Origin of the sequence: Thermogemmatispora aurantia, assembly GCF_008974285.1 — a bacterium.
In the GTDB taxonomy this organism is placed as follows: domain Bacteria; phylum Chloroflexota; class Ktedonobacteria; order Ktedonobacterales; family Ktedonobacteraceae; genus Thermogemmatispora; species Thermogemmatispora aurantia.
Window position 1 is genome coordinate 494,064 of sequence record NZ_BKZV01000005.1, and the last position, 18,544, is coordinate 512,607.

At 60.7% G+C, this 18,544-nt stretch carries 13 protein-coding genes; 8 read left to right on the top strand and 5 right to left on the bottom strand.

All coding sequences use genetic code 11. The features are described from left to right. Positions 1–94: 94 nt before the first annotated feature. Together KTAU_RS16965 and KTAU_RS16970 are read left to right on the top strand one after the other, a co-directional pair. Positions 95–2,338 carry a MerR family transcriptional regulator gene (locus KTAU_RS16965; RefSeq protein ID WP_151729478.1) on the top strand — a complete coding sequence of 748 codons (2,244 nt, stop codon included), beginning with the start codon at positions 95–97 and terminating at the stop codon, positions 2,336–2,338. A gap of 363 nt (positions 2,339–2,701) precedes the next feature. After that, a complete protein-coding gene (locus KTAU_RS16970) occupies positions 2,702–3,355 on the top strand; it encodes an ATP-binding protein (RefSeq protein WP_151729479.1) in 654 nt (217 codons plus the stop codon). 176 nt (positions 3,356–3,531) lie between these two features. On the opposite strand, the gene KTAU_RS16975 is transcribed toward KTAU_RS16970, so the two are convergent. Next, positions 3,532–4,803 (bottom strand): ABC transporter permease, encoded by a 1,272-nt coding sequence (locus KTAU_RS16975; RefSeq protein WP_151729480.1) that lies wholly within the window; start codon positions 4,801–4,803, stop codon positions 3,532–3,534. 94 nt (positions 4,804–4,897) lie between these two features. Next, entirely contained in the window at positions 4,898–5,731 is an 834-nt protein-coding gene (locus KTAU_RS16980; RefSeq protein ID WP_151729481.1) for an ABC transporter ATP-binding protein, read from the bottom strand. A gap of 395 nt (positions 5,732–6,126) precedes the next feature. On the opposite strand from KTAU_RS16980, the gene KTAU_RS16985 reads away from it, so the two are divergent. Both KTAU_RS16985 and KTAU_RS16990 read left to right on the top strand, forming a co-directional pair. Next, on the top strand, positions 6,127–6,786 hold the full coding sequence (locus tag KTAU_RS16985) for a hypothetical protein (protein WP_151729482.1): 660 nt from the start codon (positions 6,127–6,129) through the stop codon (positions 6,784–6,786). 38 nt (positions 6,787–6,824) lie between these two features. Beyond that, positions 6,825–8,150 carry a thymidine phosphorylase gene (locus KTAU_RS16990; RefSeq protein WP_151729483.1) on the top strand — a complete coding sequence of 442 codons (1,326 nt, stop codon included), beginning with the start codon at positions 6,825–6,827 and terminating at the stop codon, positions 8,148–8,150. Here KTAU_RS16990 and KTAU_RS16995 read toward each other — a convergent pair. After that, positions 8,111–9,481, bottom strand: a complete 1,371-nt coding sequence (locus KTAU_RS16995) for a serine/threonine protein kinase (RefSeq protein ID WP_151729484.1) — start codon at positions 9,479–9,481, stop codon at positions 8,111–8,113. The two genes, KTAU_RS16990 and KTAU_RS16995, sit on opposite strands and share 40 nt — an antisense overlap. 283 nt (positions 9,482–9,764) lie before the next feature. Here KTAU_RS16995 and KTAU_RS17000 point away from each other — a divergent pair, with 283 nt between their 5' ends. Then, positions 9,765–10,316: a gamma carbonic anhydrase family protein gene (locus KTAU_RS17000; RefSeq protein ID WP_151729485.1), complete on the top strand. Its 552-nt coding sequence runs from the start codon at positions 9,765–9,767 to the stop codon at positions 10,314–10,316. A 113-nt stretch (positions 10,317–10,429) separates the two neighbouring features. Here KTAU_RS17000 and KTAU_RS17005 read toward each other — a convergent pair whose 3' ends face one another. Further along, positions 10,430–12,451: a copper resistance protein CopC gene (locus KTAU_RS17005; RefSeq protein ID WP_151729486.1), complete on the bottom strand. Its 2,022-nt coding sequence runs from the start codon at positions 12,449–12,451 to the stop codon at positions 10,430–10,432. A 393-nt stretch (positions 12,452–12,844) separates the two neighbouring features. Here KTAU_RS17005 and KTAU_RS17010 point away from each other — a divergent pair, with 393 nt between their 5' ends. Beyond that, a complete protein-coding gene (locus KTAU_RS17010) occupies positions 12,845–14,158 on the top strand; it encodes a glycosyltransferase (RefSeq protein WP_151729487.1) in 1,314 nt (437 codons plus the stop codon). Between the two features lie 38 nt (positions 14,159–14,196). Here the strand turns inward: KTAU_RS17010 and KTAU_RS17015 are convergent, their stop codons facing one another. Beyond that, positions 14,197–14,889 (bottom strand): response regulator transcription factor, encoded by a 693-nt coding sequence (locus tag KTAU_RS17015; RefSeq protein WP_228026508.1) that lies wholly within the window; start codon positions 14,887–14,889, stop codon positions 14,197–14,199. 635 nt (positions 14,890–15,524) lie between these two features. Between KTAU_RS17015 and KTAU_RS17020 the strand changes: the two genes are divergently transcribed. After that, the gene (locus tag KTAU_RS17020; protein WP_151729488.1) at positions 15,525–16,478 is read left to right on the top strand and encodes a phosphate ABC transporter substrate-binding protein; all 954 of its coding nucleotides are present in this window, start codon (positions 15,525–15,527) and stop codon (positions 16,476–16,478) included. Between the two features lie 33 nt (positions 16,479–16,511). Next, positions 16,512–18,476 carry a methyl-accepting chemotaxis protein gene (locus KTAU_RS17025; RefSeq protein WP_170293384.1) on the top strand — a complete coding sequence of 655 codons (1,965 nt, stop codon included), beginning with the start codon at positions 16,512–16,514 and terminating at the stop codon, positions 18,474–18,476. Positions 18,477–18,544: the final 68 nt, after the last annotated feature.

Consider the following 18,544-nt stretch of genomic DNA (forward strand, 5'->3'; position numbering starts at 1 on the left):
GGGCGTATCTGCTCTTCTGCTTGCTTACTAGCTCGCTTGCCGCTGTTGGAGAAGGAAGGACGCTTTGCCTGGTGAACCAGGAGAGGAGGACAGGATGGATGATCGCGTGCTCCAGAGTATTCGCAAGCATCTGCAGCAGCCAGAGACCTGGGAGAGGATTCGGGGCTATCTGCAGCTCGTCAGCGAGAAGTTGACGGTGACGATCGGTGAGGCAGCCCAGCTCTTCGATTTTACAGAAAACCAGCTGCGCGACTGGGAAGAGCGAGGTCTGCTTCGTCCTCTGCGCTCTCGCCCGAATACTGGCCAGCGGCGCTATCCGCCCACCGAGCTGGAGAAGCTGGCGATCATTCGCGATCTGATCAATGCTGGCTACCCGCCTGGGGCTATTCCCCTCAATATTGCGGAACTCTGGCATTCGCTCGGGCCTGCCAGCTTCAATGGAGGAGGCAATGCCGGGGCTGGCGCTGGTGGCCAAGCGGCTGCCGCCTCTGTGCCGCTTGATCGGCGCGTGGCTCAGACGGACAGCGCCCTCCTCTGGCGCTATTTTGCCAGTCAGGCTCTTCATCATGCTTTGCTGTTACTCTGTGAGGATCTCTCTCGCAGCCATGCGGCGATTCTTTTGCCGCGTCACGCTCCCGACGATGGTCGACTTGGGCAACCGCGCCTGCCCGAGGAGCTGGCTCGACTGGGTGAGTCCCTGATCGGCTGGCTCAGTCATGGTCGCTCCCTGCACCTCTTTCTTGAGGCAGCCCCCGCCTTCGAGTATCCCAGCGATTTCCGCGTTCAGCCCCTGCTCGCCGAGGGAGAAACCTGGCCCGCCGACCCTACACTGCTGGTTGTTCCACGCCAGATGCACTCGTTGAACCTGCAGCGCCCGGTCGTCCATCTTGTGCGCCGCTTGCTAGCCCCGCTCTATGCCTGTGCCGCTCAATGGACAACCTATTTCGCACCTGATCTGCGCAACTGGCTCTATCCCGCGCGTGCCTTTCCCAGGGGCATAGATCCCTCTGATACCGTGCTCAATGGCCTGATGGATCTGATTATTGCCTTGGGAGGGCAGACGCCTGCGGGTGATGATCGCTGGCATTGTTGTTGCCTGATGATGCCTGAAGATCCAGCGGCCCCTCCAGGACAGCAGGTCCTGATGGTAATGGCCTGCAGCCGCAATTCGCCCCATCGGGCAGGCCAATCGCGTATCTTCCCCAATGAAAGCCATGTTTATTTCCGCGCGTTGCGCTGCCCCTATCTCCTCTATCGCCCTCACCTGGCAATCCGCGACAGCGCGGGTCTCTCGCAATGGCCTGAGCACTTTGGCGGCGGTGGCTCTGCTGTGGCCATCCCCATTGGCTGTCAATCTGGACCTGCTCTTGGGGTCCTCTATGTCTTCGCGATGACTCAGGAGGCTTTTTCTGAGGATGATCTGCGCTTGCTGCGCCTCATGGGCTTGATCGTGGAAGACCTGCTCTTGCTCTATCGGGCCAGACTCGATGCCATGCAAGGTCTGGAGCAGCTGGTGAAGGCGCCCGAGGTCGTGAATGACTCCTTTATCAATTTCCTCTCTGAGAATGAGTTTATCCGTGATCTGGAGATCTTGCTGGCACACTTGCAGCAAGAGAGTGCTCTGGCTGGGGATGGGGCCGTGAGGGCCGGAGCGGAAGCGAATCATGAGCGACAGGGAGAGCGCTTGTCTACTGCTGTGTCGAAGGGTTCTCCATCCGCAGTGGACCCTGGAGCCGCTGAGTTGCTCTATCTCTTTCCGCTACGCGAAGCGGGCGAATTGGAGACCCTTTCGATTATTGCCCTCGATATTGACAACCAGAGCCAGATAGTCCGTCGCTATGGGGAGCTGGCCCTGCGCAATCTGACTCAGGCCATCGGCCAGCGCATTCAGCGGCAGCTCGTCGATTGCCGCCTCTACCATATCTATGGTGGACGCTTTTATCTGCTCCTCAAGAATATTTCTTTAGAACGGGCGCGGCAGATCGCGCAAACCCTACGCCAGGCCCTGCGGCGTCCCTATCGAGTCGAACTTCTGCAACAGTCGGTCTGGCAGTTGGAGCCGCCCGAGACCAGCGTGGAACTGCTGGATGTGAGCGTGCGCCTCGGAGTAACGCTCTATCTGCGGACGAAGCTGATCGAGCTGCTCCAGCGCTATGCCGCTGCTCCAACCTCGACCCTGGCTGAGGTGCGCAGCCTGATTGTCGGCGACCTTGATCAGGCCCTCAATCTGGGTCAGGAGGAGGGCGGCGATTGCGTGATCAGCTGGGACCCCCAGGCTGAGGACCGTGGCCCCCATGTTCGACGCTTTATCCGCCTGGCCTCCCCCAACGGCTTGTAACCTGCCAGGCTCCTCTGTCTGACGGGCGGGCCACGCTGCCCATTCATCCCGGCTCGCCCGTCTGCTCCTTTGCTCTCTCTGGCCGTCCCGCGCGAGCATTGCCTACAGTCCTCCCTCCCCCCTGCCATCTATCCCTCGTCGACAACGAGTTTTTTGGCTTCCCGCTCTGATAACGGTACCGCAATCGCTTCCTGCTGCGATTGACGGCGAAAAGTTCTCCTCCTGAGACGTTATACTCATGTGAAAGTGCTATTTAAAGGCAAAGGCTGTAACACAAGAAGCCCGTGCTTGATCCTTCACTTCGTTATACAAGACGACTGTGGAAAGGGCGCGGGAACCCCGTGAGGTTGGAAAGGAGTTGGTATGATGGCGCTCAAAGTATTGCTCCTCGGGAGGCCGGGAAGCGGCAAGACGACAGCCGCTCACTATTTTCTCCAGCGTGCTGCCGTGGCCGGTCTGCGGGCCACGCATGTCGACGACTACGATCTGCTGGAAGAGAAATGCCAGGCCGATGCAGAGCAGCGTCGTTTTCGACCATTGATCGTGAATGGTCGCTACTGTGGCTTCGATGTGCTGGACTTCAGAGTCATGGATGAGGTTCTTCTGGAGGCTGAGGTCCGCGTTGAGCAGCATCTTGCCCGCTATCCTGACAACGGTCTGGCCATGCTCGAATTCGCGCGCGACGATTACCTCCATGCCCTCCACCTGTTCAGCCCCCGCTTTCTGCGCGATGCCCGGCTGCTCTACTTTCGCATCGATGTGGAGACGGCCATTCAGCGCGTGCGTCAACGCTACTGCCAGACTGGTTGTCAGCTTGTCTCGGAGCAGATTCTCCGCAGCTATTACCGCGATGATGGCTTTGTCGACCAGCTCTCTCTGATTAAAAAGGATTTTTCCTTGAATCAGACTATAGAAATTTGTGACAATAACGAAACTTTGCAACTATTTTTACAGCGCCTGGATCGTTTCTTTGAGCTGCTCTTGAGGCAAGAGGCCAGGGCTGGTCTGATCTGCTAATGCTCAATCCGGCGACGCGCTCCTGGCGGCTGGACCGGCGTGCTCGATGGTGCGAGCCGGGCATGGCTTGAGTTGAGCGCGGCGGGTCCAGGGATGTAAGCCACACTGTGGTGTCCCTGGACCCGTCACCGCTGAGGGAGGTGTGGACGAGCCATTCGCTTCCTGCTGTTGCTATGTCAGGCGTTCCCTGTTCTCGGCTGGAAGCGGAAGAGGACCAGGCCGAGAGCAAAGCAGAGAAGACCGTAGATGACCAAAGCGAGGATGTTCGGCAGCACCTCGGCCAGCGTGCGCCCGCTGATCATCAGGCCGTTGAGCGCCTCCATAGCCCAGGCCACAATACCCACGTGGGCCACGGCCTGCAGCCATTGAGGCTCCAGCCAGAGTGGCCACCAGGCCCCGCCGATGGCCGAGGTCGTCAGGGTGACGATGGTCAGCACCGGGGCGAGCTGGCGGCGCGTTCGCACCAGCGAGACCAGCAGGATGCCGAAGCCGGTCATGGCGAAGCTGGAAACCACCAGCAGGATGATCACCCCAGGCCAGTTGCTGACGTGCAGCTTGAAGACGAAGCTGCCGATCGCGAAGAGGATCAGAAGCTGTAACATGGTCACCAGGAACTGTGTGAGCAGCTTGCCGCCGAGCAGGGCATAGCGCTGCACCGGTGCGATCAGCAGGCGGCGCAAGGTACCGCTCTCGCGCTCCTCCAGAATGCTGCCCGCCACCGACTGCAGGCCAAAGAGAGCGAAAAGAATGGCGTAACCGGGCAAGGCCACGTCGAAAACGTTGACCTGGGGCGGCACATTGCCGGCGTGGAGGCTGGCCACCTGGGCAGCGGGCAGCTCCTGGAAGCTGGCTGCGCCCACAGTGCTGGCGATGCTCTGCGGGTTAACGCTGCCCGGCTCGCAATGATTGCCGGGCTGCTGACAGAGACGTTCAACCTCCTGAATGGCGGCGCTACCGGCAAAGGTGGCCGTGGCGAGCTGCCCGACGGCGCTCGAGACCAGGTTCTGTACGATAGCGCTGCTCGGGTCGTTGCTGCTCGGAATGGAATAGATCTGAACCAGGTTCTGCGTTGGCTCACCGCGTGCGGCAGCCTGTTGCAGCATAGCGGTCGTTCCCGCTGGAATGACCACGCCGGTCACGGCACCCTGTCCGTCGGCGACGGCTTTTTTGACGCCAGCGGCGTCGCCATAGCGTGTCAAATTGATCGTGAGCTGCTGACTATGCTGGTCCAGGGCCTTCAAAACCGTCTGACCAACCAGACCGTGATCCTGGTCGCTGACTGCCACCTGGATCGTGATGGTGTTCTGGCCAGTCCCATAGACGCCGTTGAGGGCGAAGCCGACTGTCGCAACGAGTACCAGTGGAACCAGCAGCATCCAGATGAAGGACCATCGGTCCTTCATCATTTGTAAGCAGTCTTTTTTCATAATTGAGAACATAGCTCGCATAGCCGCTCCATCTCCTAATCTGGCCGCATGTCTGAGGTCTGAGGATGGCGCCTCTCAGGTGAGCGCCATCCTGGGCAAGGCTGGGTCGACCGGGCTAGAGATCGCGCAAGGTTTTGCCGGTCAACTGGATGAACAGTTCTTGTAGTCCGTGGGGACGATAGACGGCGCGTGTCTGATCGCGCATGGCCAGAAGCTGCTCCAGCGTCCCCAATGCGATGATGCGCCCCTCGTCCATGATGGCGATACGCCGACAGAGTCGCTCGGCCTCCTCCATATAGTGGGTGGTATAGAGGACAGTAGTGCCGCTGGCGGCCAGCTTTTCGATGTTCTCGAAGATGTGCTCGCGCGACTGAGGATCAACGCCGACGGTTGGCTCATCCAGCAGCAAGACCCGCGGGCGATTCATCAGGGCCACGGCGAAGTTGAGTCGACGCAGCATCCCACCAGAAAAGTTCTTCAATGGCTCCTTGCGGCGCTCGTAGAGGCCGACAAATTGAAGCACTTCCTCGGCCCGGGCCTGGTGCTCATGGGCCGGCACGCCATAGAGCGAGGCGAAGAAATCGAGGTTCTCCAAGGCATTGAGATCGCGATAGAGAGCGATCTCCTGGGGTACCACCCCCAGCAGACGCTTGACGGCCTGGGTCTCTCGTCTTATAGAGTAGCCACAGACCACGACCTCGCCCTCGTCTGGTGGCAGGTAACCACACAGGATATTGATGATCGTGCTCTTGCCAGCCCCGTTCGGTCCGAGCAGACCGAAAATCTCACCTTCCTTGATACTAAAGGAGACGCCCTTGACAGCCTCTAGTTTGCCGAAGCGCTTGACGAGGTTGCGCACCTCAACAAGGGGACCAGCCTCAGAGCCGGCTGTCGCTGCAGGCGTGGTACGCGTCTCTGCCCTGGAACGTGTCTCTTGCTCATCTGTCACTCCTTGATACCTCCTCTCCTCTCTGCTGAGGTAACAATGTCTCTTTGCTTAAAAAAAGGTAGTACCTGTATGTATAAGCCTGATGGATCTGAGAGCATGGGACGCCTTCTATCCTGTATTGCTACTGGTTGGCGTCTCCAGTACCCTGTCACCGTTGCCTGGTTTTGGCTTGTGAGGGTAGTATAAAGAACAGCCAGGCTGGTAAGGAAGGATCGAAGGATCTATTTTGAACTGCGGCTGCACATGCGTTTATGCCTATGACAAAAGTCACAAATGGGGTGATGGGAGGGATGCTAAAGCCGGGCCGGACGGATGATCCTGCCGTGATATACTGAACTGGCTGATTGCTGATCAGGAGCCGGCCACTCTGAAGGAGCAGAGGAAGGGAGAGAGCTATGCGTTGCCCCTATTGCGGTCAGGTCAATACGGACGCCACACGCTATTGCCTGCGCTGTGGACGAGCCATCGGCACGGTGCAGCAGCCACCCCTGTCGATGCGGCCCCAGATAGCGCCAGCCGTCCCGCCGCCGCCGACGGGGTCTAGACCAGGGGGGCGGGGTCAGCCTGCCCGTCTGCCAGGTCCAGGCATCGTTGAAGCTACAGCTCAGCCCGCGGCCACGGCACCGCCGGGGGAGCCAGTGGCCGTCCCTGGCCCGCCAGCGGGCTTTCCGCCAAAGACGCTGACTCAATTGCAAGAATTGGCGACGGCAGCCCTCGCCTACACGGTGGGGAGCAGCAAACGAGAGGCTGGCAACAAAAAAGTCGTCGACATCATTTATCCCTCTTGCCCCGCCTGGCAGCAGGTTGCCACGCTCTACAAGGCTCTCTCTGAGCACGATGAAGAGCGCTACGATAGCGTAGTCATTCGTGGCTTCCGCGAAGAGAGCGATCTGAGCCTTGCCTTCAACAATGGGCGGCTTACCTTTGACCGGCGGGCGCGCCTGGGGGGACAGCTCATCAGGCGCTATCTGATTGAGACTCATCGCGGCTTCGAGGTCGACTCGCTGCGCATTGTGCTCACAGAGGAATGGCCCGCGGAGCAGCGGCGCACTTAGCCAGCAACGATAATTGGGCGAAGAAAGAGCAGAATAGCATGCAAGCCGTTGAAATTATAAGGAAGAAGCGAAACGGGGAAGCGCTCGCAACTGAAGAAATTAACTGGTTAGTGGAGCAGTACACTCACGAGGACATTCCTGACTACCAGATGGCTGCCTGGTTAATGGCGGTCTGCTGGCGAGGGATGGATGACCGCGAGACGAGCGATCTGACCCTGGCGATGGCGCGCTCGGGCGAGCAGCTGCATGTATGCGAGCGGTTGATGCCGGTTGTAGACAAGCACAGTACCGGTGGCGTAGGAGACAAGGTCACCCTGGCGGTAGCGCCACTGGTAGCCGCCTGTGGCGTGGCGGTGGCCAAAATGACCGGGCGCGGCCTGGGCCATACTGGGGGCACCGTCGACAAGCTGGAGTCCATCAGCGGACTGCGCACGGCCCTGACACGTGAGGAATTTCTGAGCATCTTGCAGGAGCATGGCCTGGTGCTCGCGGGTCAATCGGCAGAGCTGGCGCCAGCCGATGGCAAGATGTATGCGCTGCGCGATGTCACGGCAACGGTCGAGAGCATTCCCCTGATCGCGGCCAGCATTATGAGCAAGAAGCTGGCCGTGGGAGCCTCGCATCTGCTGCTGGACGTCAAGGTCGGGGCGGGTGCCTTCATGAAGACGCGCGAGGCGGCCCACGAGCTGGCGCGTATCATGGTGGAGATTGGTCAGCGTGCTGGCCTCTACACTGAAGCCGCGGTCACTGCCATGGAGCAGCCGCTAGGGAGGGCCGTAGGCAATGCTCTGGAAGTGGCCGAGGCCGTTGCCATCCTGCGCGGTGAGGGGCCGGCGGATGTCAGCCAGCTCTGTCGCCACGAGGCTGCTGAGCTGCTGGTCATGACCGGGGCCGCACCGTCGCACGAGGAGGCTGAGCGACGGGTGCAGGAGGCCATCAAGAGTGGGCGCGCTCTGGCCAAGCTAGCGGAGGTCTGCGAGGCCCAAGGGGGCGACCCGCAGCAGATAGAGCAGCCAGAGCGTCTGCCGCGAGCACCAGTGATCAGTATGCTGACTGCCCCACGCAGCGGCTATATTGCCGCTATCCATGCTGAGCGCGTCGGGCTGGCTGCGATGCGCCTGGGAGCGGGCCGCTTCAGGAAGGGCGATCCCATCGATCACCGCACCGGCCTGCTGCTCCAGGCCAAGGTCGGTGACTATCTCCAGGCGGGTGATCCTCTGGTCGAGATTCACGCGCGCAGCGAGGAGGAGTGCGCAGTTCTTCGTCAAGAGCTGCTTGCCTGTTATCGCTGGAGCGAGAACCCAGTCCAAAGCGGCCCGCTGATCTATGAGATTCTGACGCCCAGCCAGAAAGGGGCATCCTGAAGCTGGCTGAGCAGGTAAAGGCTCAGGCCGAAGATACCCAGCAGCAGGAGCGCGAGCAAGACGAGGAAAAAAACAAGCCGCCTGTGGCGGCGCTTGAACTGCTGTGAGGGACGAAGAGGGCGCTCCTGGGTCTGGGGAGTAATCGCCGGCATCTGAGCGGTCTGCTCAGATGGGGAGGTGGCGACTTTGATCTGCTCAGCGGGGATCGCCATCGTTGGCTCAGCGGCGAACTCTTCGGGCGAGCAGGTTGGGGGAGCTGGCTGGGCGCCGCCGGGTGCCAGCGCTTTGAGGGTGATGGCGGCGGGCGCCGCCGAAGCCTGGATCGGGCCAGGGCCGGCAGGGGCCGATCCACGGCTCAGGTGCAGGCGCATCAGCCTCTGATAGGCCCGCCGCTCTTCCAGAGAGACGATCCGTTCGAGTGCGTGAAAGAAGGCCCGCGCCGACTGGAAGCGATAGAGTGGGTCCGCCCGCGTGGCGATGGTAATCAAGGCGCTAAGCGCTGGAGAGAGACCGGGATTGAGCCGCGCCACCGGCTCCAGGCGCCCGTTTTTGCCAAGCGGGTTCTGGCCGGTAACCATTTCGTGGAGCAGGACACCCAGGCTGAAAAGGTCTGAGCGCTCGTCGCACTGGCCACCGCGCTGGTACTGCTCGGGAGCAGCATAGCCCGGAAGGCCCGGCTCGAAGTCGGCGTAAAGCTGACCGTTGCGAAGGTAGCAGGCGCAGCCGAAGTCAAAGAAGACCAGCCGCCCACCCGAGGTCAGAATCACGCTGGCGGGGCGCAGACCGCGGTAGATCACCGGAGGCGTCTGAGAGTGCAGATAGTCGAAGAGATCGCAGATCTGCATGGCATAGCTGAGAGCCTCCAGCGGCGGCAGCGGCCCTTGCTGACGCAGATAACTGGCTAGCGTTGGCCCAGCACAGTATTCCAAGACGAGATACCAGTAGCCATCTTCGAAGAAATAATCGTAGAGCACCGGTATGGCCGAGTGACGCAGGCGCACCAGGAGCAGCGCTTCGCGCACAAAGCGATCGGTGTATGAGCCGCCGCTGAGGGGAAACTCTTCCTGCCCCCGAGACAACGGCGCTCTCTTCTGCCGGTGTGTCAAGGCCAGGTCCAGCTCCTCAACAACGCTCTCCGGTAGAGGCCGGTCGCCCGGCAGCTGCTTGAGGGCCAGCGGGGTGTCCAGGGTCACGTGCGACGCCAGGAAGAGACGCCCGGCTCCTCCATAGCTTAACGCTCCTTCAATGCGATATTCGCCATGACGCAAGGTGCGCCCTGTGCCATGTAGCGATGGTCTCTCACTCTTCCAACCGGTCGATAGACCTGACATCGTTTCTACCCTTCCTGCACTGCTACCGCCTGACAGACAGTGTGTCAATATAACGCTTCTATAGTAAACTACGATAGCTACCACGTCAAGAAGGAAAAACGTCTTTTATATCTAAAATATAGATATATGTATATATAAGAAGTCGGGCAAGAGTCAAGGGAGGCATTGTCGAGCGAGCGTGGCTGCGAGTACTATGTGAGGGAGCGGGTAAGCGTGCCGGTCAGGGAACTGGCCGACGCTGTGAAGACCAGCCCGCTCAAGATGTCCTGCTGAGAGGAAACACATGCCTGTTTTACCCTTTAATGGAATATGGCCGCGTATTGCTAACAATGTCTTTATCGCCCCTGGAGCCTATGTCATAGGCGACGTTACTATTGGTGAGGGCGCGAGCATCTGGTACAACAGCGTGATTCGCGGAGACACGGGACCCATCCTTATTGGGAGGCGCACCAACATTCAAGACAACTGTGTGCTGCATCTGGATGCCGATGCTCCCCTGACCATCGGCGAGGACTGCACCATTGGTCATGGCTGTGTGATCCACGGTGCGACCCTGGGCGACCGCGTCCTTCTGGGCATGAAAGCCGTCGTTCTCAACCATGCGCGCATTGGAGAAGAGACCATGATTGGGGCCTGTGCTCTAGTGGGCGAGGGCAAAGTAATCCCGGGAGGTGTGCTTGCCTTTGGGTTGCCGGCGCGTGTCGTACGCAGCCTTACGCCGGAGGAGATCGAGCATATCCGTGGCAGCGCTCAGCGCTATGTTGAGCGTGCGGCTCGTCATCGCGAGGCGCTGCGTGAGGCCGGCTATCGAGAGGAGCCGCTCCCCAACCTCTAGGCCAGGGAAGAAAGAAAGAGGCGTAGCTGGCACTTCTGCCTGCATGTCTGGATAGCTGGCGGACTGTGCGATCTACCAGCTATCCAGGCCAGGGCCTATGGCCGTCGATTGGCTCAGCTGAGTGTAAATTCAAAGGTCGTCTGCAGCGGTGCCTGACCGGGGCGCTCGATGGTCAGCTCAAGTTTCCACAACCCTTCCATATCGAAGGTCGCGCGCGGAGGGAAGGTCGCCACATAGGCTGGTTGCCCCTGACTCAGCGTCTGCTGGACTGTACCCATATCCATCAGCACCATATTGATGGTCAGGTTCAAGCGGGCGTTGGTCACGGGCTGACCGTGGCTATCCGTGAGCAGAATCACGACCGTGTTGGGCCTATTGACACGGCCTGGTGTTATCAGGAGCGAGACCGTCAGATCGCCGACCTGTTGCACCGTGGCCGGCGGTGCATTGGGAGCCGTTGTCTGGCCGGTCTGGTTCTGGACTGCCTGCGCGTAGTTGATCTGAGGGAAAGCGATAGGGGGAGCGAAGAAGCTCATCAGGGCGGCGCAGAGCAAGATTGCCATGCCAACCCAGGACTGCACCTTCAGCAGGCGTCCAAGCTGGCGCTCTGTTTGCAGAAGGGCCTCGCGGCGTGTGCGGCGAGCGGGCAGCTCGGAATCGACCACTGGCAAGAGCAGCGTCTGGCGCGCCAGCCTTGGTGTGATACGGAAGAGCATGAAGAGCGTCAGGACCAGGAGCAGAGCAGTTAAGACCAGGCGCACCAGCAGCGTGCGGCCATAGGCGGTGGTCAGCAGCGCCTGGAGATCGGAGAAAACGCTTTCCGCCAGGAAGAGCTGACCGACCAGCAGCACGGCCATTGCCATCAGAAGCAGGGGGGTCAGGCGGCGGGTCAGGGTCACCAACAGATCGGCGTGGTGATCCGGCTCGATGACAGCGAGCAAAGGCAGCAAAACGTAGCCCAGGTAAGCCAGGCCCCCGAGCCAGACAGCCTGAGCCAGCAAGGCCAACCAGGAGAGCACGATAGCGCTGACGTGGAGCGAGGCTTGTTGCACCTCATCGCTGGTCAATGTCCAGGCGAGCAGGTAGAGGGCGGCCAAGGTCAGCCAGAGAACCGTATCCCAGGGCGACAGCGGGAGGCTACTGCTGCCGGGAGACATTTCCTCAGTTGTTACCAGATCCTTCGTCACGCGGTACTCCTGCGTCACCTGGCGCCTGAGTTGCCCGAAGCGTGATCCACCGCCGCGCTGGAGCACGCGAGCCACGCCGGCGGTGGCTGCTTTGGGCGTGCGTCGGCGGCCAGTTACCCCTAGCCAGAGCAGGGCCAGGCCGATCAGTGCCAGACGCGCCAGCCAGAGCGGGCCATAAGAAGTTGTGACAAGGACAGCCCGCAGAGCCTGCCAATCGATGCCGCCGCTTGCCGAAGCCTGGCTGAGGCTGGCCGAGCGCAGAATCAAGGTAATCACCTCGCCGACCAGCAGGGCGGTCAGGCAGAGCCATTGCAAGGGACGGGCCCGAGCGCGCGCTCGCATGAGCAGGTCCAGCGAACGTGCCCGGCGCTCCATAACCAGCTGCTCCATAACCAGCAAGCCGACCCAGAAGGTCAGGGCCGTCAAGACCAGCCATTCCCAGGCTACTGAGAGGATGCCAAGCAGATCGAGCGTTGGCAAGTAATTACTGGTGCTCGGACCAAGGATGGTCTGCCCGGGCAGGCCAGTACTGGAGTGGCCGATATTAAAGCCGATGGCCCCCTGCGTCGTGCGCCCGTCATTGACCGCCAGTGCTATCCAGCGAACCAGATAGCTCCCTTCGCTTAAATTTGGCTGCAGCGGCGTATCCAGCTCCCGCGGCTGGTTCGGCGGGATATAGCTGGCGGCGGCGTTTACAACGCGCTCATTGGGATCAAAAACCAGAGCCTTGCTGGCGGAGCTGATGGGGCCATTAAAGAAGATCCGCACCACCCTTGGCGGCGTTGTCACCGTTGAACCGTCGATCGGCTCTGAGCCGATCACAAAAGCGTGCGCCTGTACTGCCGGAGCCGGCGTCAGGGGGGACCAGGCATGAAGCAAGATGATCGCCGCGATGAAAAGCGCGCTCAGTGCCAGCCTGGGGTATCGTCCATACCGTCCATACCGCATGCTATTCCTCTATACTACCGACTCACAGGCGAGCGGGCTGGCTGATCTCTTCACACTTGGGGGCAAGCCCTGCTCGCGCCCGTACCCTTTTCTGCTCTCTTCTCTGGCCGAACTCGCCTTTCCACAGCCTGGCGAAAAGATGGGGTGGATAGGATAAGCCTCCTCTCTTCTTCTGCCTGTGCTGGGGATGCGGTCCTGGGCACTCGGGCCTTTCGGCCTTTGTGGGGCGCCAGACCGCTGTCGCGGGAGCATACACCGCCGCAGCGGGACGGCACGCCTCTGTGCCAGCTCGGCCTGTAACAAGCGAGAATGCTTCACTCTTCGTGATTGTACATCAGCGGGGGCGCGGTCGCAATATTTCAAGCTTCTGCCCGGAGCTGCTATAATGAGACTATGAGCCGGAAGCTGCTCAAACAGGTTGTCCTGGCGTCAGAGCAACCCCCTCGGACCGGGCGCCTGGTGCTCCGCTGCTACGCCTTCGTGACAGCGGCCTTCTATCTCTTTCTACACTGGATTGCTCACCCTTACCGACGGAGCATTGCTCTGCGGCATCAGCAGCCCGGGGCAGGAGCCGAAGAGCTGCCTGTCGTCTCGATCATCGTGCCGGCGCGCAACGAAGAAGCCAATATCTGGCGCTGTGTGCGTTCGCTTCTTCTCCAGGACTATCCCGGAGACTACGAGGTGATTGTAGTCGACGATGGCTCGACCGACCATACGCGGGCCATTCTGGAGCGCCTGGCGTCGGAGCCAGCCGCGGCGGGCCGTCTGCACCTTGTCTCTCTCAGAGAGGAACTTCCCCCGGGCTGGGCGGGCAAGCCACATGCTCTGCACGCCGGCACCTGTCAAGCCCGTGGCACCTGGCTGGTCTTTACCGATGCTGACAGCTTCTGGGCACCGCAGACTTTGCGTCTGACCCTGAGCGAAGCCCTGGCCCGCGATCTCGATCTGCTCTCCCTGGTGCCCGAGCAGGTGCTGGTCGATGGCTGGAATCGGCTCACGCTCCCCCTGGCCCTTATGGGCATGAGCCTCCAGTTTCCTCCCCCCCTTGTCAATCTCCCCTGCTCTCCTCTGGCTACAGCCAATGGGCAGTATATCCTGCTACGCCGTTCTGTGTACGAGGCTCTCGGTGGCTATGCCCGCCCTGAACTGCGCGGCTCGCCGCTCGATGATCGCGACCTGGCCGCCGTTGTGAAGCGTCTTGGCTATCGTCTCGCCCTCGGCGATGGACGAGGGCTGGTGCATGTCCAGATGTATCGGGGACTGCCGGCTCTCTGGCGTGGCTGGCGCAAGACTATCTTTGTCGGCAGTGGAGGACTCCCCTTTATGGTGGCCGCCCTGCTCGGGCTGCCGCTCGTCGTAGTCGTACCCTTCCTGTTACCCCTGCTGCTCTGGTTGGGACGGAGCTGGTGGCGCCAGCAAGGGGTCGGCACGGGCGAGGCTGCGCTCGTTACGGGCCTTACCCTGCTCCCCCTCCTTGCCTATCGCCGCTCGCTCGATAAGTCTCTTGGCTTGCCCTGGTACCAGGCCCTGACCCACCCGCTGGCTGGTCTGCTCTTCATGGGGATGCTAGCCCAGGCATGCTGGTACAGGCTAACAGGGCGCGGCGTCGAATGGCGCGGCAGGGTCTATGGTGCCCGTTCTCGCCTCCCTCTCGATCGTCGGGCGCGGGGCCGGCTCTTTCGCTGCCTCGGCCCGCACTCTCACTAGTGGGCCAGCGTCAGCGCCCTGGCTCGCTGACTCTCAGCTCACAGCCCCTCATCAGACAACAGGCCTTGACGCAGACCGAAGATGGCCGCCTGCGTGCGATCGCGAATGCCGAGCTTCTGGAAGATGACCGAGAGATAATTTTTGACAGTCTTCTCGGAGTAGGAAAGCTGAGTAGCAATTTCGCGGTTGCTCATGCCCCGCGCCACATAGCGGATGATCTCTATTTCCTTTTCCGTCAGGTCGTTCAGGGTTGGAGCGCCTGGCGCACCTGGTTGCTGAGAGAGGCGGCGCAGTTCGGCGAGCACGGTGCCGGTCAATTCCGGCTCAATCAAGGCCCCGCCAGCGTGCACTGTACGGATCGCGCGGATCAGTTCCTGCGAAGAGGCACTTTTGAGGAGGTAGCCGCGGGCGCCGTTCTTAATGGCTCGCAATACCTGGGGATGCTGGCGGTGCATGGTCAGGATGATGATGGCAACCTGGGGCTGCTCTTCGGTCAGCTGGCGTGTCAGCGCCAAACCATCCAGCTGCGGCATACTGATGTCGAGCAGGACCACATCAGGACTGAGTTGGCGAATGACACGCAGGGCCTCCTGGCCATCGGCGGCCTCGCCAACAACCTTCAGGTCCGGCTCAAGTTCGAGCAAATGGCGCAAACCCTCGCGCATCAGCGTATGGTCATCGGCCAGCACAATACGGATCACGCTCCGCTCCGCCGAATGTTCCGCAGCCACCTTCTCCGCTGGCCTGGTGGAAGACGAGACAGCGCTTGCCTCAGCTGTAGCGATAGGAGCTGAGGCCGTGGGTGGTAGAACGCTGGTCGCTCCTGCTCCTGAGGCGATTCTCAAGATGGGCGCTGCAGTACGTGATTGGCTATTACTACTATAGCTAGAGGAACGTTGCTTTTTACGCTGCTGGGGCATAGCTTGCTTACCTTTCGCCAGACGGCTCCATACTCCTTTTCGAGAGAAAAGCCTGCTCTCCTCTCAAGGTGTGTCTTCCTGGTTAGATTATACCAGGCAGTCAAGCAGTGGAGCCAGAGCGAACGAGCAAGCAAAAAAGCGTGCCTGATGCTTTGTCCTTCGCCTTAATACGCTGCCTTGCTTAACAGAGCAGCGGCTCTTTCCCTGCCGTCGTGGGTGTCCTCCCCCCATGAGGCTGGGGGAGATTTAACATTGTGATCAACTTTCCTTCACTGGCGATTAATGACAGCTTAAACATTGTCTTGCATAAGATGTGAGGGAGGTATCCGAGGCTCTGCTGGCCTGTAGGCTGACTGGCCCAGGCGTGCAGAGTGCTGAGCGAACATGTAGATCTGGCTGTCTTCTTCAAGCACGTATTTTTCAATCATTGGTAGCGATTGATAAAAATGGTCAGCAGAAAAAAACGGAGAGAAATCAACACTGTCCTGATCGGTCTTGGTCTGATTGTGCTCATCCTCCTGGCGGGATGCGGGGAAGTAGCAGACTCGCAGAGTGTTCTCAGTGGGCGGCTCCACATTGCTGGCTCGACCGCCTTGCAGCCCTTGGTCAGCGCTGCTGCCAGCCTCTTTGAACGCCAGCATCCCCAGGTGCATATTCAAGTGGATGGCGGGGGCAGTCGAGCCGGCCTGGCGGCTGTCACCAGTCACCAGGCGGACATTGGCGACTCAGATATCTATGCCGACCCGGCCATCTATCCCGATCCCAATTTGACCGATCATATCGTCTGCGTCATCCCCTTTGCAATGGTCGTCAATCCCGATGTCACTGTCACCTCGCTAACGCGTCAGCAGATCATCGATATTTTTTCCACCGGGAGCATCCGCAACTGGAGCCAGGTCGGTGGCCCTGACCTGCCCATTGTGCCGGTCGTGCGTCCCCAAACCTCGGGCACGCGCGACACCTTCCGCAAGTACATTTTGGGGGGGCGCGACGAGAAGGGGAAGCTCCTGCAGACTGACTCTTCCGTGACTGTGCGCGAGACCGTGGCTCACACGCCGGGGGCCATTGGCTATCTCGGGCTTTCTGTGCTGACCCCGGCTGTGCGCGTTCTGGCCATCGAAGGAGCCAGGCCCACGCTCACTGACATTGTGGCCGGTCGCTATATTTTCTGGAGCTATGAACATATGTATACGCTGGGCGACGACAATCCCTTGCTGAGCGCCTTTCTTGACTTCATGCTCAGCGCACCAGTGCAACAGAAGGCGCAGGAGATGGGTTATATTCCTATTGCCGCCATGAACCTCAACGGGAGCAGCAGAGAGGGTGCCAGTGTGCTCTCCCTGGCCATGGTGACTAGGCCAGAACAAGATCGCGCCTTCAGCCGCGGAGAGGAGGGGTAAAGGATGCAGCAGCCAGCTCGGAAAAGAGGTCAGATGCAACTACCCTCGCTGGCGACGCCGTCGCTGCCGCAGACAGGTGCAGCCTCCAGCAACAGCCCCAGTCTTCGCATTCGTCCCCGCTCACGGCGCAGCGGTAACCTGCTTCTCAATCTCTCCATTGGCAAGCGTCTCACACTAGGCTTTCTACTGGCTGCTCTCATCGCGGCGATCGCCGCCGGCCTGATCGGGGTCTTGCGCTCTCAATCCCTCAGTCGGCAGTCGAGCTTTTATCAGAAACTGCTCAGCATCAATACCTCGCTCACCACCGGCGCCGACTATCTCCAACTCATGAACACAGAGGTGCACAATCTCCTGGCCGCTGCCAGTGCCCCGGCGCCATCCCAGGAAACGATTACTCTGGACCGTCAGGCCATCGCGGGACTGGCGACCCGCTATGATAACATTCTATCGGCCTACGTCGCTCAGGACCTGTTGAATAATCATCCCGATGAGATGGCCCTGCTTGCCGAGGCCGGTCAGAGTGGTCAGCAAGGCCAGCAACAAACGCTGCTGGCCAGTGCCTTGCGTACCTGGCACCTCTATCGCTCCGCCCAGGACCAGGTTTTACAGGACATTGCACAGGGTAATCTCAGCGATGCTCAGAACCTGCTACGCTTCCAGGCCGAGCCGACCAACGCTGACGCGCTCAGCGCTCTGCGGGCGCTCATTCAGCTGAACCAGCGCCTCGCCGCCGCCGTGCAGCAGGCGGCAGCCGTCGAGGAGCGGAACCAGCTCATCACCAGTGTCATCGGAGCCATTGTCGCCTCGCTGGCCATCGTCCTCGTTGGCTGGTTCATCTCAGGGACGCTGGTACGTCGTCTGCGCCACTTGCAGCAAGTGACGCGTGCCATCGAAAGCGGGCAATTGGGGGCGCGCGTCACCGTCATCGGGCGTGACGAGATTGCTGAGGTCTCGGCGGCCTTTAACGCCATGCTGGAGACCCTGCTCAACCTGCTGGAAGAAACCCGCCGCCAGCGCGATGCCCTGACCAACGCTGCCGAGCATCTCTTCAGCGACATGCGCGTCGTCAGCGCTGGTGATCTGCGCATTAATGCCCCGGTGAGCGATGATCCCATCGGCCTGCTCGCCAACGCCTTCAACTTCACCGTTGGGCGCTTCCGGCGCTTTGTCTTGCGTGTGCAAGTGGCAATTCAACAACTGGAAGTAATCACTCGCCAAGAGCAGGAGCATGCCGAAGCGCTCACCCAGAGTTTGCATCTCCTGCAGGTCCCAGCGCGGCCCGAGAGTCAGATGCCGGGCCTGGGAAGCGGCCCTGAGAGGGGGCGCGCTCCCTCGGGCGCGTTGACGACATCCACCGCTGCTAGCAAGGGCCTGGGGGAAAGGTTGGAGCGCGAACTAAGTGAGCTGAAAGGTCGCCTGCGACGCAGCCGTGAACGTCTGCAGGGGCTGCTCGATGCGACGACCGTCGAACAGCTGCAACGCCTGAGTGCGCTGCTGCGCCAGATTGAGGAGGAAGCCGCCCGTCCTTCCCGCTGGACGGCCAACGCTCAGGGCATTCGTCGCGAGCTGCATATCCCCTCTCCTCTGCTCCAGCAACTGGAGCAGGGGCTAGGTGCCCTCCAGCGCCAGCTGGAATCTTCATTGAAGGATGTCGATCGAGAGCTGCTAGCCGTTGGGCAAGAGATCAACCGGCTGCGGGTGGTGCTCAACGCCGCCGGCGGGGCGGCCATAGGCGGTGCGGGGGGGACAGCGGGTGGGGGAGAGAGTAGCGAGGTGATGCGTCTCTCTCTGGCCTTTGCCAGCGAAGTCAGTACACTGGCTCAACAGCTAGCGGCAGTGATCCAGGAGATGCGCAGCAGCCTGGTTGGCTTCCAGTTCGAAACGGTGGAGGCGGGGAGCGCCGGCAGCGAACCGTCAGGACGGCTGCAAGCGCCAGGTGGAGCAATGAGCGGGCCCGGTGCAACCGCTGATCTACTTTCACGTTCTCTGCGTCTCTAGCGCTGGCCTGGCGTGGCCATGGCCCCACTCTAATAGGGCGGTTGATCCGATCGCCTTCGCTCGCGATG